Consider the following 15,468-nt stretch of genomic DNA (forward strand, 5'->3'; position numbering starts at 1 on the left):
TTTTGGCGTAAATCTAGGGAATATGCTTTCACTTTTATCCTTAATTAAGATACACAGCTTTATTTGATTGAGTGTACTTCATTAGATAGGGAAACGCTATATATAAGGTTCTTACTACGAAAAATAATTGTGAATTGCTCTTTGCGCTCCAACTAAATGAGCGCCCCAATGAATCTCAAAATGAAACCGCCATTCCCATAATGCTTCTATGAAGTAACTATGCTCATAAAGTATTAGCCCTTTCTTCAGGTCTAGATAAATATCAGTTAAATTTAAGAAATTTCCAGTTGGTTCCAGTTGTTACAGTGCCATAAATTGTTTTGATATTATTACCTTCCTGCTCATTAAATAATTTAGCTGCTATCATTTCAGCTACGCACTGTCCTAAACCTGCGTTAATATTTTCTTTTTTCGCTTCAACAATGGTGACAACTGGTGCATTCACAATTAGTAACTCTGGTGAACGGCTAATAATAAAATCGCAATTACCATTTAGTCCTTTTTCTACATCAACAGAAAAATCAATTCCGGAAAATAAACTTATCTGATTATCGAAATATTTTCTAACAGCAATTAATATTGGCGCAATAATCATCTCTGAGCGAGATTTTTCTGTATTACTAGCAAGTGCTAAAGGAATATTCTCTCGTAATAGTTCTGTAAGTAATGTAGGAGTTTCTATTTCAGGAACAGATACAAATAAATCAATTTTATCGGCAATAGTTAAGCCAAAGGTTTTCCTAACTTTATCTAACGTAAAGTCACTGTATGACATTTCGGCGACTCCGGTAAATCATTCACATAAACAAATTGTGCCAATTATCAGCCACTAGTAAAACTGACATTTGACACAATTATTATGAGAATATTGGCTAAAGTTAACCGAAGATACCAGCAAAGAAGTCAAGGGTTTCCTTTAGTGCTTTGATGAATACGTCAATTTCTTCACGGGTATTGTAGAAAGAAAAACTTACCCGTGCGGTTCCTGGCAAATCTAAATAGCGGTGTAATGGTTGAGTACAGTGGTGTCCTGAACGAATGGCAACGCCTTCTTGATCTAATAATGTAGATAAGTCGTTGGGGTGGACTTCTCCGGCTGTGAATGCAGCTAACGCCGCTCTACCTTCTCCTAGCGGAGACGCTACGCGAACACCATTCGCATCAGGTTTGGGGCCGTAAATCTTAATTTGGGGTATTTTTTCTAATTGTTGGAACAAATAAGCAGTTAACTCGGCTTCGTAGGCATGAATTTTATCCATACCAATACTTGATAGATAGTCTATCGCAGCACCGAGGGCGATCGCTTCCCCAATTGCAGGTGTCCCAGCTTCAAATTTATGGGGCAATTCGGCATAGGTAGAATGATCTAAATACACCTCGGCAATCATTTCGCCACCACCAAAAAATGGTGGCATAGATTCTAACAATTCCAGCTTGCCATATAAAAAGCCTATCCCTGTTGGCGCACACATTTTGTGTCCCGAAGCTACCAACCAATCACAGCCTATTTCTTGGACATCGACTTTCATGTGAGGCACACTTTGACAAGCATCAACTAAGAATTTCGCACCGTATCTGTGAGCAATATCAGCGATTTCCTTCACTGGGTTTATACAACCCAAAGTGTTAGAAACATGAACAATTGAAACCAGTTTTGTTTTCTCAGAAATCAGTTGTTTAAACTGTTCTAAATCAAAAGTTTGTTCTGGTGTTAGTTCAACAAATTTTAGAACTGCACCCGTTTTTTGCGCCACAAATTGCCAAGGCACAATATTACTGTGGTGTTCCATCACCGACAGAATAATTTCATCTCCTGGCTGCAAATTGTTCATACCCCAGCTATAAGCAACTAAATTAATTGCTTCGCTGGCGTTGCGGGTGTAAACAATTTCTTGACGAGATGCAGCATTAATAAATTTAGCAACTTTATCTCGTGCTGTTTCATAAGCATCTGTAGCTTTTGCGCTGAGGGTATGTGCGCCTCGATGCACATTCGCATTATATTGCTCGTAATAACTCCGCAGGGCATTTAATACGAGCAAAGGTTTTTGCGATGTTGCCGCATTATCAAGATAAACCAAGGGTTTACCGTTGACTTCCTGATGTAATATCGGGAAGTCAGCGCGGACTTTATCGGCAAGGGTTTTGGTAGCTGTAAAAGTCATTGTAATAGTCAATAGTCAATGGTCATTAGTCAATAGTCAAAGACTTAAAGCTAGTGACTGTGTTTAGCAATATGTCTCTAAGAGAAGAAACTGGAACTTTGTTGATGATTTCGGCGGCAAAGGCGTTAATTAATAAATTACGCGCTGCGTTTTCATCAATTCCCCGACTTTGCAAATAGAAGATTTCATCATCTTCTAACTGACTCACAGTTGCACCGTGAGCGCATTTCACGTTATCGGCGGTAATTTCTAATTGGGGTTTGGTGTCTACTCGCGCCTTTGACGATAGCAGTAAATTGCGATTTAACTGCGCTGCGTCAGTTAACTGTGCTGGCTTAGGTACAAATACTTTACCATTGAATACTGCATGAGCGCGATCGCCAACAATACATTTGTGCAATTGTTCACTTTTACCATAAGGATAATTGAGAGCGATCGCACTATGAGTATCCGCCACTTGCTTACCAGCTATCATCGCCAAACCGTTGAGCGTGGTTTCGGTTTGCTCACCAGTTTGCAAAATTTCTAAATTATGCCGCGATAGCTTTGCACCTAAAGTAAAAGCATTACAGGTATAGCGACTATAACGAGCTTGGTTAACCGCAGTCTTCCCAATGTGAAACGCCTCTGAGCCTTCTCGCTCAACCCTAGTATGATTTACCGCAGCATTTTCACCAACCCAAACTTCCGTCACCGCATTAGTAAAATAACTCCTTCCCTCTGCGCTCTCTGTGTCTCTGCGGTTCGTAAATTCCTCAATAAAACTCACCTGCGAACCAGTTTCCGCCACCACCAAACAGCGCGGCTGAGAAATAGTCGCCGTCTCGCCAGCAACCGAAATAAACAGCAGATGAATAGGTGTATCAACTACGACATTTTTACCCACCCATACAACTGCTGCATCAGTCAACCCAGCAGTATTGAGAGCCGTGAATACTTCCAAAGCTCCCTCAGCTTGAGCGAGATATTTATTCAGGCGATCGCGTTCAGTTGATAAACCAGTTAAATTACCAACTACAATACCATCAGATAAATTGACAGCAGATAACTCCGGCGCATAAACACCGTTAACAAACACCAACCGATTATCTGTTAAAGAGTTGAAATTTAACGCCGCTACATTACTAACTGGCTGCGCCTTGTGAAATTCCACACCCCGCAAATCTGACAAATCAGTAAATCGCCATTCTTCCTCGCGGGTGGTGGGGATAGTTGAATGACGTACCCAATTTGCAGCTTGTTGGCGTAATTCCTCTAACCCATCTGCTTGGGATACACTTACTTGATTTAACAACTGGGTTAAATAAGCATCTCTATCCAGCAAAGAAGACACCAAACTGACTGCATCAGAGTTAGGAATAGCACTAGGAGAAACTTGAATAGACATTACACACCCACCTCAACAGCAGTTTCCTCCAAAATCCAGTCATAACCGCGCGACTCTAACTCTAACGCCAGTTCCTTACCGCCACTGGTGAGAATTTTGCCCCGCGCCATCACATGAACGAAATCCGGCACAATATAGTTCAGCAAGCGTTGGTAGTGGGTAATCATAATCGTCGCATTTTCTGGGCTAGTCAATTGATTCACCCCATTAGCAACAATCTTCAGCGCATCAATATCTAAACCTGAATCTGTTTCATCCAGAATTGCCAACTTTGGTTCTAACAAAGCCATTTGCAGAATTTCATTCCGCTTTTTCTCACCACCAGAAAAACCTTCATTCACACTGCGGTTGAGGAAAGCTGCATCCATCTTCACCACATCCAACTTTTCCTCAATCAAATCATCAAAATCAAACGCGTCTACCTCTTCCAAACCCTGCGCCTTGCGACGAGAATTATACGCCACCCGCAAGAAATCCAAATTGCTCACACCAGGAATCTCTAGCGGATATTGAAACGCCAAAAACACCCCAGCCCTAGCGCGTTCTTCCGGCTCCATTTCCAACAGGTTTTGCCCTTGGAAAATCACCTCACCACCAGTCACCGTATACGCTGGATGTCCCGACAATACCTTAGAAAAAGTACTCTTCCCAGAACCATTCGGCCCCATGATTGCATGAATCTCTCCAGCGCGAACTTCCAAATTCACACCCTTCAGAATCGGCGTACCATCAACCTCAGCCGTCAAATCTTTCACCGACAGCACAACTGCACTATTTTCAATAATCATGTTCTCTCTCTCTTCTCTTTCTTCTCTCCGCGTACCTTTGCGCGTACCTTCGCGCCCCTCTGCGTTAAAACCTAACCCACACTACCTTCCAACTTCAGACTCAACAACTTATCAGCCTCCACCGCAAACTCCATTGGTAGCTGATTAAAAACATCCTTACAGAAGCCGCTAATCATCATCGAAATCGCATCTTCTGAAGAAATGCCGCGTTGAGCAAAGAAAAATAGCTGATCTTCCCCAATTTTAGAAGTCGAAGCTTCATGCTCCACTTTCGCAGCTTTATTTTGAACTTGAATATAAGGGAAAGTATTGGCGTGGGCATTATCCCCAATTAACATTGAGTCGCACTGAGAATAATTTCTCGCGCCTTCAGCCTTCGGGTTAATTTTCACCAAACCGCGATAGCTATTACTAGAATTACCTGCGGAGATTCCTTTAGAAATAATCGTACTGCGAGTATTTTTGCCGATGTGAATCATCTTTGTTCCGGTGTCGGCTTGCTGCATATTGTTGGTTAACGCCACCGAGTAGAACTCACCCACAGAGTTATCGCCTACCAACACACAGCTAGGATACTTCCAAGTAATCGCTGAACCAGTTTCTACCTGTGTCCAGGAAATCTTAGAATTCACACCTTGACACAAGCCGCGCTTGGTAACGAAGTTGTAAATACCGCCTTTACCGTTAGCATCGCCTGCGTACCAGTTCTGCACGGTAGAGTATTTGATTTCCGCGTTATCAAGGGCTACAAGTTCTACCACTGCGGCGTGGAGTTGGTTGCTGTCATACATTGGCGCGGTGCAACCTTCTAAGTAAGAAACATAGCTACCTTCTTCGGCGACAATCAAAGTCCGTTCAAATTGTCCCGTATCGCCAGAGTTGATGCGGAAGTAGGTAGACAATTCCATTGGGCATTTCACACCTTTAGGAATGTAGACAAAAGAACCATCACTGAAAACGGCGGCGTTTAAGGCTGCAAAGTAGTTGTCAGCAATGGGAACAACGCTACCCAGATATTTTTTGATTAATTCTGGGTGTTCGCGCAGTGCTTCGGAAATGGAACAGAAGATAACGCCATCTTTAGCTAGTTTTTCTTTAAAGGTTGTAGCGACAGAAACACTATCGAAAATTGCATCTACGGCGACATTTGCCAGCCGCTTTTGTTCAGACAGGGGAATACCTAACTTCTCGAAGGTTTCCAGCAGGGTAGGATCTACTTCGTCTAAGCTGTTGAGTTTTTCTTTCTTTTGCTTCGGTGCTGAGTAGTAAATGATATCCTGATAGTTAATTGGCGGATACTTGACGCTGGGCCAGGTTGGTTCCGTCATTTTTTGCCACTGACGATAGGCTCTCAAACGAAACTCCAGCATGAATTCCGGCTCGTTCTTCTTCGCGGAAATCAAGCGAACAACGTCTTCACTTAGTCCACGCGGAATAGTGTCGGCTTCAATATCTGTAATAAAGCCGTACTTGTAAGGTTGGTTGACTAGGGATTTGACAGTGGCACTCATCGGTAGTAATCTCTCGTGTTCCGAAATGGTCTCTCTTTAAGGATGGAAGACGGGCTGGGTTCTTGCCGATGCCAGTCTTGCGTCACCGAGTGGTTCACACGGCTGTTAGAATGAGGATGGAGAATAAAACAACATAGTTGTTGTTTAATGTATCTTCATTTTACGCTAGATTAACAACAATGATGTTGTTTAAGTCAAATTTTCAAAAAAAATTTTGGGACGACGATGGCGACTATCCACCAGTCCTCAACTAAGCAAGAGATCCTCGAATATCTGCTGAAACACTCACAAGCAACGGCTTTTGAGCTTTCTGAAGTTTTAAATGTTAGCCCTCAAGCGATTCGCCGCCACCTCAAAGATTTGGAGGCGGAAGAATTGATTGTTTATGCGTCAACGACACAAGCGGGAATGGGGCGACCGCAGCATATCTATCAATTGAGTCGTCAAGGACGCGATCGCCTACATCGGACAGCGAGCGATCGCTTTGGTGATGGTTACGGTGAATTTGCAGTTTCGCTGCTGGATACCTTAGCCGAAACTGTCGGACACGACAAAATGAAAACGATTTTACAAAAGCAATGGGAACGCAAAGCCCAAGAGTACCGCGATCGCTTAGGTAACGGTTCCTTAAAAGAACGGGTGGAAACCTTAGTCCAGTTGCGAAAAGCGGAAGGTTTCATGGCAGAATATCACTCTGTAGAATCAGATGATTCCGCAGTGGGCGATCGCTTTGTTTTGATAGAACATAATTGTGCGATTTCCAACGTCGCTGAATCTTTTCCTAGCGTTTGCGGCCATGAATTGGAAATGTTTGCGGCTGTACTACCAGACTGCACAGTAGAACGTACCCACTGGATTATCAATGGTGAACATCGCTGTGGTTATTTAGTTCAAGCTCGCAAACAAAAACAAAATTAATAAATTTCTATTGAAATCAAGATTAGGTCAAGGCTCATAGCCAAATAGTGATAAATTTTACTAATCATTAAGTCAAAAACTAGGGCAGCAAAGATACATAGGAAAAATATCTTACTCACCACTATTGACCAATGACTATTGACTATTGACTAACTTATGGAATTACCATCACAGCAACCATCAACACAGTTTTTATCTTTAGAAGAATCAGCAAAAGTTGATGCGGCTTTGCTTTCTTCTCCTGAAAAATTCTTAACCAGATTAACTATTTCATCACACAAACTTTTACAACATATTGCCCAAGATTACAATGTGACTATTGAAAACTTAACAACCCAACAAATAATTAATTGGTTTGAACAAGACAGCAAGATTAGACGAGAACAAGGAATCGAAGCGTCATTTTTGAAGTGGTAAGTTGGTTAACAATTAAAAGAAAGGGTATAGCTGTATGAGAGTAAATAAGATGATTCTCTTACACAACTATACCCCTATCCCCTAAAGAATACTTAATTTATTTAGCGTTTATTCTTCACAAAAGTTCGAGTTAAAGAACTTGCGATAAAATCTCGAAAACACAGGTAAATCTGAAATTCTTGTTTTCTGCCAAGGTAAAATTTTTAACATAATATCTGGGATAGATTGTAAAGGCACAAGTCGATGGCGATTTGCCCACTTGTAACCAAGGCTGATAAATTGGCTATCTTCAGACAAACTCCATTTTTGTTGAAAATAATTTAGAGAAGCTTTATTCCAACTATCGCTCCAACGTAACAAGAAATAAGGTAAGTCATACCATTGCAGCCATGCTGGTAAAACATAAATTACTACACTATCTGGCTCAAAATAAATTGTTCCACCAGCATTACGTACTGTTAAGCAAAAATCAGATTCTTCGGCTATACTCATTAATTTTTCATCAAAGTAGCCTATCTGTTTAAAAATGGCAGTCCGTACTAAAAAGCAGTGAAATTCTATTAATTCTGTAGTTTCTCGTTGTAAGTTTGAACTAACTGTAGGTACAGAATTTTTGGCAAAGCGTCGTTGTTCGTATAAATCTGTTTTACCGTTTTTCTCTTGAAATCGGCAATAGCCACCAGCTATGTGAATATTTTGTTTTTTAAGTTTGCCTTGCACACTATTTAATATAAGTTTGCCGTAGACACTATCTAATAATAGTGGCCCGACAACCCAAGCATTGGTTTCTTCAGCACACTTTACAAGTTTCCGTAACCAACCAGGTGTGACTTGAACATCATTATCAATGAATACTACATACTCAGTATCAACATTAGCCAATGCCAAGTTACGTGATTGATTAGGAGATAAATATTTTTCTGTACGAATTAGGTGAAAGCCTTTTGCCTGTGATTGTTCTACTAAATAACGTTTGATTGGTTGAGGTGAGTTGTTATCTATATATATTAATTTAAAGGGAATACCAGTATATCTATAAATTTTTTCTAAAGAAAATTTTGTATAACTAAAGCGTTCTTGTGGAATTACGACAACTGTAACTTTTGGTTCTAACATCTAACTTAAGTAGCAATTTAATTTATATATGATTCTCCGAGTATATGCTGATTGATAAGAAATAATGTAAATTTCCTTTGGGTTTTTCTAAGTAATTTATTAAATATAAGATGTAGTTTTTGTCTATAAAAATTTTAAGAATCAGATTCTTTTTAAAGATATATAAAATTAAAGTAGAAGAGACATGGCAATACTATGTCTCCACTGCAAAGGCTATTAGAACATAAAAGCACCTTAATTCAGGTGCTTCCTCATATTGATAAAATTCAGTTGTCAAAAAATTTTTTAAGTACGGTAAGTGTTTGTGCGAGGGCTACGAACTCCAGCAATAGCACCTATCATTGAGGCGGCTAAACTTAATAAAGAACCAAGAACAAACCACCATAAGCCTTTTGAGGTTGCAGCAGCAGCTTCACGAGTTTGTTGAGCAGTTACATTAGGTACGTTTTGTGGAATTGACAAGCCACCAGACTGTTGTACTTGGTTAATAACGTCTCCAGCGTTAGAAGCAGCAATACCAAAAGCACCGGATACACCGCTTGCTAATAACCAAGAGCTAAGTGCCAAAGTAGTAGCCCAAAGAATTGCACCATTTAGCAAAGCAGTATTGCGGTTCATAGGGCCACAAGCACGGCTTGTTATCCATCCACCAATGAATAAAGAAAGCAACAAAGCAATAGTTGACCAAATTCCAACGTTACCAGCTACATCGGGTGCTATTGTTCGAGGCGCGCCTGAGTCTGCAACTCTACCTGCTCCGATAGCGGCAAAGAAGGCACTTAAGATTAATTGAGAAGCTAAGGCAATTAAAACACCAGAAATTATAGGGCCCCAGCGAACGAGGTCATGATAATCGGCCGCTCTACCTACTACCGCAGGTTCAGATACAATCTCGTCACCTGCGCGATTTACGTATGACATAGTTTATTTACTCCCTTACCATTTAAGTAAAGCTTTTGCTATATTTTGTGCTTACGTTTCAAATTAAATTGCTATTTTCACTTTTTAATATCTACCAGGAGAAAGAGTTAGTTGATCTATCTTGAGTAAGAATAAATAAATTAATTAATATTTCTATATTTGAGTCAAAAATCATAAAAATTTTACTTTTTTCAAAATTTTAACTATTTAAGCTAAATTATCAAGCCAACTTTAACTAAATTAAATTCTACACTGGTTAAAGAAAAGTAACTAATAGGTAATTGTGAAGGAAATATTACCTATTAGCTATTGCCAAGATACTATTAAAAATTCCATTGGGCTGGAGGTACATATACTAACGCATTCTGACTGCCGTGCCAGTAGCAGTAATTAGCATTAGAACTCCTGATTGGTCAACATTGATTGTGCCGGTATCGATTTCAATCCCAATGACAGCATTGGCTCCTAAACGCTGCGCTCGTTGTTCTAATTCTGCCAGAGCTTTTCTTTGACCTTCTTCAAATAGGCGTTCGTAGCTACCAGTACGTCCACCAATTACATCCCGAATGCTAGCAAAAAAATCACGTAAGAAATTGCTGCCGTAGACAACTTCCGCAGTCACAATACCTAAATAGGAATCAATAACTGCCCCTTGAATCACATCAGTGGTAGTTAATATCATAAATTACCCTCACAGATAGTAAATAATATAAATCAAATAGGTTTTATAAACTGCTTTTAGATAGAGATAACAAGGATTACATTTATTTGTAACTATTGTAAAGAATAATATATTACATTCTATTCAATAAATTAATGTGTAACATTGAGAGGCTAAAGTTACTTAATAGTAGATAGTGGTAAATCAAACGAGAATTACTATTCAAAAAAGTTAAGTATGATGTTAATAACCTTGAGGATGAAATGTGGGTTCTACTTAATTTTTTATACTAGTGAATCTATAGTTAAGTATAAACTCTAGCAGTAGGATGTCATTTATAACCTTGTAGTTCACAAATTATTAATATTTTATAAAAGCGCATAAATACAGTTTTCAAAAAGCAATATTTTTGTTTTAATGTACAAGAAAAAAAGTTTGTTATAAGTTCAGGAAATTTACTGTGTACAAGCGTATATCATTCGTAGTTAGTGTTCTGTTATTAGGATGCAGTGCTGCTATTATTCCTGCAAGGGCTACTGCTGGGGTTATAGTTGCACAGGCGAAAAACCCGGAATTAAAGGAACTGTTTGAGGAAGGACGGAGGCTAGTTGATGCTGGCGATTATAATGGAGCGATCGCTGTCTATCAAAGAGCCGCATCTCTTGACCCCAAAAATGCCAAAGTACATTCTGGGATGGGTTACTTGTATGCCCAACAAGGAAATTTTCAGGCGGCGTTAGTTGCTTATCGTCGGGCGCTGGGTCTTGACCCTGACAATAGTGATTTCTTTTATGCTGTAGGTTACATCAAAGGTAACTTGGGTGATACCAAAGGGTCTAGAGATGCCTATCGCCGTGCCATTCAACTAAATCGCAACAATGTTAACGCCTATATAGGATTAGGAGCCACCCAAGCGCGTTTAGGTGATTATGAAGCAGCAAATTGGGCGTATGAGCAAGCTATTGGCATAGATCGGAATAATCCACAGATATATGAGTTTATGGCTTCAATGTATAAACAACGCCGTCAAACAAAGCAAGCAAATAGCTTGCTAGAAAAAGCTCGTAATTTGTATCAAAGACAAAATAACTCAGATGGAGTTGACAGAGTAGAAGCTATGCTGCGGGAGTTAGGAGGTTAAAGTTAATCTAGCTGTCTTCCAGTTAGTTCAACAAAAATATCTTCTAAATTGGAGGGACGCACCATCATTCCGGTTTTATCAGGCTGTTGATTGAGATAGGTGTTTGCTTCATCTAGAGAAGGGAAAAATAGATATTCCCAGCGTCGCACGCTGTCATTCCCCGCTTCGGTAACACCCAGTTGTTTCATGACCAGACCTTCACCGTGAGCAGAACGCAATTGTTGGAGCGTTCCTAAAGAGATAAGTTTGCCGTTATCCATAATACCGATGCGTCCTGGTTGAGCAGATTCAAATGCTCCACATAAATACTCGACCTCATCCATGTAATGAGTTGTTAGTAAAATTGTCATTCCTTGCTTATTCAAATCTCGAATAATTTCCCAAAGCCGTCTTCTAGTTTGTGGATCTAATCCGACTGTCGGTTCATCGAGAAACAAAATTTGCGGTCGATGCAGTAACGCTCTAGCTATCTGCAACCGTCGTTTCATTCCTCCAGACAGGGTTTTGACTAAATCATCCCTTCTGTCTGCTAGTTCAACATAGTCTAGCCACTGATTAATTAGTCGTTGTCGCTGTGGGTTGGCTATATGATGTAGCCGCCCATGCAGTTCCATATTTTCCCAAACGCTTAAATCACCATCCACACTAGTTTGCTGTAAGACTACACCAATACTCTGTTTTGCCTGTATCGGTTGGTTCACCACATCATACCCAGCTACTTCGATACGTCCTTGGGATGGTTTTGTCAGTGTAGTTAACATTCGTATGGTTGTAGATTTGCCTGCACCATTAGGGCCAAGTAGAGCAAATATTTCTCCTGGTGCGATCGCAAATGATAAATCATTAACTACAGGGACTTTGTTGTAATACTTGTAAACATTATCGAGCAGAACAGCAGCAGTCATGGGGGTAGCTTACTTAGATGAGTTCATCACATAGACTACCATTGCAATGGGAACCATAGCTTTCAAAACTTCTGCTAAACTAATTTACTCAAGCGATTACAGTCCGTAGAAATCCTCATCAAGAATTTGCTCAACTGAAAAAGGACAAACTATTGGATACTCACTTTCCTCCGGGACACGAAGTTTCATTGCCTACGAGGCCGCAACCATGCAAAATATCACCACAATTACCCGCAATCCAGAGGTGATGGGTGGTAAACCCTATATTCGGGAATGCGTGTCACGGTTGGTACTATTGTCGGCTTAATGGCATCTGGACACAGCAATAGCAATATTATTAAAGCTTATCCCTATTTGAAAGAAGCTGATATTTATGAGGCACTTGCCTCTACTCTGTATCAATAAGAATTTAAACCATAACAACTCAAGCGATTGTTAATAAATTTCCAGCACTTGTACATAGATACATGAGCAATTATAGTAAATGCTTATGCAATTACTATAATTGGTAATATAAGCATTTGCTACAAATAGATCAACTCTCGTCACGACAGAACTTAGTGATCTAACTACACAACTTAGTGATCTAACGACAGAACTTAGTGATCTAACTACACGACTTAGTGATCTAACTACACGACTTAGTGATCTAACTACACAACTTAGTGATCTAACTACACAACTTAGTGATCTAACGAACAAATATCATCGACTAGGCTGCAACCATTCTAAAATGTCATCAACTGATTGGTTGGGTGTAAAAACTTTGAGGGTGTTGTAGTTTGGTATGGGGTCGCTAATAAAACAAATTGCACCCTCAAATTTGGTAATGGCGTTGAGAAACGCTTTGCTGTATGTCGCCTCACTTGTAGTATTAGCCGCGCCTGGGTGAAATACTAAAACCACTCGCTTGTTAGTTTCTAGTAATTCCCAATAGGTTTGCAGTTCAGCCATTGTTGTCGGCGTACCATCTGGACATTTAAGATAGCCAGCTTTGACTATTGCAGTGTAAATTTTGCTGGCTGGGTTATCTGGGTCGATGAATTTGCTGGTGTCGATACAGATTAAGTGAATGTTTTGGCTAAGTTGAGGGTCATTTTTAATTGCAGCTTGCAAGCCTTGGGGTAAGTCAAGATGGTTATGACTGATTTCTTCACAATTTCTTTGATGCCAAGCTTGGTAGAAATCGGGATAAGGCATATTCTGAGAACATTCCCAGATGACCTTGTAGTTATCATCAAATTGCAAAGAATCTTTTAAACCTGCGACAGCGAAAGACCGATGCTGATTGTCTTGTATAACTTTCCCTAAGCTAGATGCTGCCCGCCTACGGGTGTCCTCATCCACATCATTTGATTGCAGCAGTTGCACCAATGCGGCGATCGCATCTTGATTGCCTGGGTCGATTTCCCCTAAGCTATCTGCTGCCCGCCTACGGGTGGACTTATCCACATCATTTGATTGCAGCAGTTGCACCAATGCGGCGATCGCATCTTGATTGCCTGTGCCGATTTCCCCTAAGCTTGATGCTGCCTGCCTACGGGTGTCGTTATCCACATCTTTTGATTGCAGCAGTTGCACCAATGCGGCGATCGCTTCTTGATTGCCTGTGCCGATTTTCCCTAAGCTATCTGCTGCCTGCCTACGAATATCCTTATCCACATCAGATGATTGCAGCAGTTGTACCAATGTGGCGATCACATCTTGATTGCCTATGCCGATTTTCCTTAAGCTTTTTATTGCCTGCCTACAAGTGTTTTTATCCACATCAGATGATTGCAGCAGTTGCACCAATGCCATGATCGCATCTTGATTGCCTGTGCTGATATTCCCTAAGCTATATACTGCCTGCCTACGGGTGTATTCATCCACACGAGATAATTGCAGCAGTTGCACCAAGGCGGTGATCGCATCTTGATTGCCTGTGCCGATTTCCCCTAAGCTTGCTGCTGCCTGCTTACGGATATCCTCATCCACATCAGATGATTGCAGCAGTTGCACCAAGGCGGTGATCACATCTTGATTGCCTGTGCCAATTTTCCCTAAGCTTGATGCTACCTGCATACGGAAGAAGTAATGTACATCAGATGATTGCAGCAGTTGTACTAAAGCGGTGATCGCATCTTGATTGCCTGTGCCGATTTCCCCTAAGCTTGCTGCTGCCTGCTTACGGATATCCTCATCCACATCAGATGATTGCAGCAGTCCCATCACCGCTGCCGCGATCACATCTTGATTGCCTGCGCCGATTTTCCCTAAGATTGATACTGCCTGTATACGGATGAAGTAATCTACATTAGATGATTGCAGCAGTTGCACCAAAGCGGCGATCGCATCTTGATTGCCTGTGCCGATTTTCTCTAAGCTATCTGCTGCCTGCCCACGGGTGGAGTAATCCACATCTTTTGATTGCAGCAGTTGCACCAAAGCGGCGATCGCTTTTGTGGGGTTTGTTTGTTGTAGTGTAGTCTGGGCTTCATTCTCAATCACATCTTTGAAATTACCACAGCCCCAGGTAACTATTTTCTTTACTATTTCATCTGCTTGAGAACAATCTTTAAACTCGGCAATTACCACAGCCGCTAAAAAGAAGGCTTGATACTCATAAAAACCTTTGTCTATATCTTCCCTGTCCCAACTACCACATCCATCTTTAAAATTGACCAAAGCATTAACAAAATCTTGCTGCTGTTGTTTTAGTTTCTTCTCTCTCTGACCAAACCACAGCAAAATTACCTCTCGCCACTGCGGTTCAAAAATGCGGTAAGTTCCTTGTGCTGGGTTGTGGGGAAGATGATTCAGAAACTCATGCCAATCATTAACCTTTAACGCAGCAAAATATTCTTGAAAGTTAGGATGAAAAAAAGCATAAACTTCTTCATCAGTTTCAGCTACTCTGTCTACTAAATTTAACCAGCCAACATCACAAGCTAATTTAAATAGTCTCTCGCCCATTTCTTGACGTGCTAAACTACGCCGCAAGCGAAACCGCGCACTACTGTTAATACCTGCAAAAGCTAATTTGCTTAAAGCTTGGTGTAATTCATCCTTTAAATCATCAGAGTTACACAACTCAGAAAATAACTCTGATTTCCATCCATAAAAATAACGGGTAAACCTATCGTAAAGTGCTGCTTTTGTTTCTGGTAATTCTCCCTGATTATCCAAATAAAATGTCTGACACAACAGCGACAACCGCAGAGGATTTGTCACCAATTTCCGAATATTTTCATGTTGAGGTGCTTTTAATTTATCCTGTAGTGTCTTTCCTTTTGGTAAACTACCAGCACGCTCAAACCACTGATGAATAAATTCATCAATTTGTTCTGGTTTAAACTCTTGAGTTTTATAAGTATCAAATCCTGTGAGTGTATTATTAACCTGGGCATCCCAAACATTTAACCGACAAGTTAAAACCACCCGCGCCTGTCTCAGAGCTTGCGGGGGGACAAAATGGTCTAGAATGCTTATCTTACAAAGAGTGTAGCAATTTGTGGTAAAAGAAAAAGAGCATTTATTCGCAATAAGCTCTATTTAA

The 15,468-nt window shown here is 40.6% G+C and carries 14 protein-coding genes and 1 pseudogene; 4 read left to right on the plus strand and 11 right to left on the minus strand.

Annotated features, from left to right (window positions below; genetic code table 11):
• Positions 1–114: 114 nt before the first annotated feature.
• The 6 genes from H6G76_RS38335 to sufB all read right to left on the minus strand — a co-directional run bounded on the left by H6G76_RS38335 (position 115) and on the right by sufB (position 5,851).
• Positions 115–297, minus strand: a complete 183-nt coding sequence (locus H6G76_RS38335; RefSeq protein WP_190710584.1) for a DUF5063 domain-containing protein — start codon at positions 295–297, stop codon at positions 115–117.
• Positions 263–775: a hypothetical protein gene (locus tag H6G76_RS33820; protein ID WP_242056644.1), complete on the minus strand. Its 513-nt coding sequence runs from the start codon at positions 773–775 to the stop codon at positions 263–265. Before H6G76_RS33820 ends, H6G76_RS38335 begins: the two co-directional genes overlap by 35 nt.
• Positions 776–878: 103 nt before the next feature.
• Entirely contained in the window at positions 879–2,165 is a 1,287-nt protein-coding gene (locus tag H6G76_RS33825) for a cysteine desulfurase (RefSeq protein ID WP_190710586.1), read from the minus strand.
• Between the two features lie 25 nt (positions 2,166–2,190).
• Positions 2,191–3,552, minus strand: coding sequence for a Fe-S cluster assembly protein SufD (sufD, locus tag H6G76_RS33830; RefSeq protein ID WP_190710563.1), 1,362 nt, complete (start codon positions 3,550–3,552; stop codon positions 2,191–2,193).
• Positions 3,552–4,340, minus strand: coding sequence for a Fe-S cluster assembly ATPase SufC (gene sufC / locus H6G76_RS33835; RefSeq protein ID WP_190710565.1), 789 nt, complete (start codon positions 4,338–4,340; stop codon positions 3,552–3,554). The genes sufD and sufC overlap by 1 nt, the downstream gene beginning before the upstream one ends.
• Before the next feature lie 71 nt (positions 4,341–4,411).
• Positions 4,412–5,851 (minus strand): Fe-S cluster assembly protein SufB, encoded by a 1,440-nt coding sequence (gene sufB / locus H6G76_RS33840; RefSeq protein WP_190710567.1) that lies wholly within the window; start codon positions 5,849–5,851, stop codon positions 4,412–4,414.
• A gap of 225 nt (positions 5,852–6,076) precedes the next feature.
• Between sufB and sufR the strand changes: the two genes are divergently transcribed.
• Both sufR and H6G76_RS33850 read left to right on the plus strand, forming a co-directional pair.
• Positions 6,077–6,769: an iron-sulfur cluster biosynthesis transcriptional regulator SufR gene (gene sufR / locus H6G76_RS33845; RefSeq protein WP_190710568.1), complete on the plus strand. Its 693-nt coding sequence runs from the start codon at positions 6,077–6,079 to the stop codon at positions 6,767–6,769.
• A gap of 156 nt (positions 6,770–6,925) precedes the next feature.
• Positions 6,926–7,186 carry a hypothetical protein gene (locus tag H6G76_RS33850; protein WP_190710570.1) on the plus strand — a complete coding sequence of 87 codons (261 nt, stop codon included), beginning with the start codon at positions 6,926–6,928 and terminating at the stop codon, positions 7,184–7,186.
• Positions 7,187–7,294: 108 nt separating this feature from the next.
• On the opposite strand, the gene H6G76_RS33855 is transcribed toward H6G76_RS33850, so the two are convergent.
• The 3 genes from H6G76_RS33855 to H6G76_RS33865 form a co-directional block, all read right to left on the minus strand.
• A complete protein-coding gene (locus tag H6G76_RS33855) occupies positions 7,295–8,302 on the minus strand; it encodes a glycosyltransferase family 2 protein (protein WP_190710572.1) in 1,008 nt (335 codons plus the stop codon).
• Between the two features lie 285 nt (positions 8,303–8,587).
• Complete coding sequence (locus H6G76_RS33860; RefSeq protein WP_190710574.1) at positions 8,588–9,223, minus strand: hypothetical protein; 636 nt, start codon at positions 9,221–9,223, stop codon at positions 8,588–8,590.
• Between the two features lie 355 nt (positions 9,224–9,578).
• Positions 9,579–9,905, minus strand: coding sequence for a YbjQ family protein (locus tag H6G76_RS33865; RefSeq protein ID WP_190710576.1), 327 nt, complete (start codon positions 9,903–9,905; stop codon positions 9,579–9,581).
• A 439-nt stretch (positions 9,906–10,344) separates the two neighbouring features.
• Between H6G76_RS33865 and H6G76_RS33870 the strand changes: the two genes are divergently transcribed.
• The gene (locus tag H6G76_RS33870; RefSeq protein ID WP_190710578.1) at positions 10,345–11,025 is read left to right on the plus strand and encodes a tetratricopeptide repeat protein; all 681 of its coding nucleotides are present in this window, start codon (positions 10,345–10,347) and stop codon (positions 11,023–11,025) included.
• A gap of 2 nt (positions 11,026–11,027) precedes the next feature.
• Here H6G76_RS33870 and H6G76_RS33875 read toward each other — a convergent pair whose 3' ends face one another.
• Positions 11,028–11,930: an ABC transporter ATP-binding protein gene (locus H6G76_RS33875; protein WP_190710580.1), complete on the minus strand. Its 903-nt coding sequence runs from the start codon at positions 11,928–11,930 to the stop codon at positions 11,028–11,030.
• 208 nt (positions 11,931–12,138) lie between these two features.
• Here H6G76_RS33875 and H6G76_RS33880 point away from each other — a divergent pair.
• A pseudogene (locus H6G76_RS33880) lies at positions 12,139–12,335 on the plus strand (DUF433 domain-containing protein).
• A gap of 300 nt (positions 12,336–12,635) precedes the next feature.
• On the opposite strand, the gene H6G76_RS33885 reads toward H6G76_RS33880, so the two are convergent.
• Positions 12,636–15,350, minus strand: a complete 2,715-nt coding sequence (locus H6G76_RS33885) for a HEAT repeat domain-containing protein (RefSeq protein WP_190710582.1) — start codon at positions 15,348–15,350, stop codon at positions 12,636–12,638.
• Between the last annotated feature and the right edge of the window lie 118 nt (positions 15,351–15,468).

The organism is Nostoc sp. FACHB-152 (assembly GCF_014697475.1).
Classification (GTDB): domain Bacteria; phylum Cyanobacteriota; class Cyanobacteriia; order Cyanobacteriales; family Nostocaceae; genus Nostoc_B.

Bases quoted from the DNA above. Each gene is read 5' to 3' on its own strand.
- H6G76_RS33820 (WP_242056644.1), bottom strand. From the start codon at position 775: ATGTCATACAGTGACTTTACGTTAGATAAAGTTAGGAAAACCTTTGGC.
- H6G76_RS33825 (WP_190710586.1), bottom strand. From the start codon at position 2,165: ATGACTTTTACAGCTACCAAAACCCTTGCCGATAAAGTCCGCGCTGAC.
- sufD (WP_190710563.1), bottom strand. From the start codon at position 3,552: ATGTCTATTCAAGTTTCTCCTAGTGCTATTCCTAACTCTGATGCAGTC.
- sufC (WP_190710565.1), bottom strand. From the start codon at position 4,340: ATGATTATTGAAAATAGTGCAGTTGTGCTGTCGGTGAAAGATTTGACG.
- sufB (WP_190710567.1), bottom strand. From the start codon at position 5,851: ATGAGTGCCACTGTCAAATCCCTAGTCAACCAACCTTACAAGTACGGC.
- sufR (WP_190710568.1), top strand. From the start codon at position 6,077: ATGGCGACTATCCACCAGTCCTCAACTAAGCAAGAGATCCTCGAATAT.
- H6G76_RS33850 (WP_190710570.1), top strand. From the start codon at position 6,926: ATGGAATTACCATCACAGCAACCATCAACACAGTTTTTATCTTTAGAA.
- H6G76_RS33855 (WP_190710572.1), bottom strand. From the start codon at position 8,302: ATGTTAGAACCAAAAGTTACAGTTGTCGTAATTCCACAAGAACGCTTT.
- H6G76_RS33860 (WP_190710574.1), bottom strand. From the start codon at position 9,223: ATGTCATACGTAAATCGCGCAGGTGACGAGATTGTATCTGAACCTGCG.
- H6G76_RS33865 (WP_190710576.1), bottom strand. From the start codon at position 9,905: ATGATATTAACTACCACTGATGTGATTCAAGGGGCAGTTATTGATTCC.
- H6G76_RS33875 (WP_190710580.1), bottom strand. From the start codon at position 11,930: ATGACTGCTGCTGTTCTGCTCGATAATGTTTACAAGTATTACAACAAA.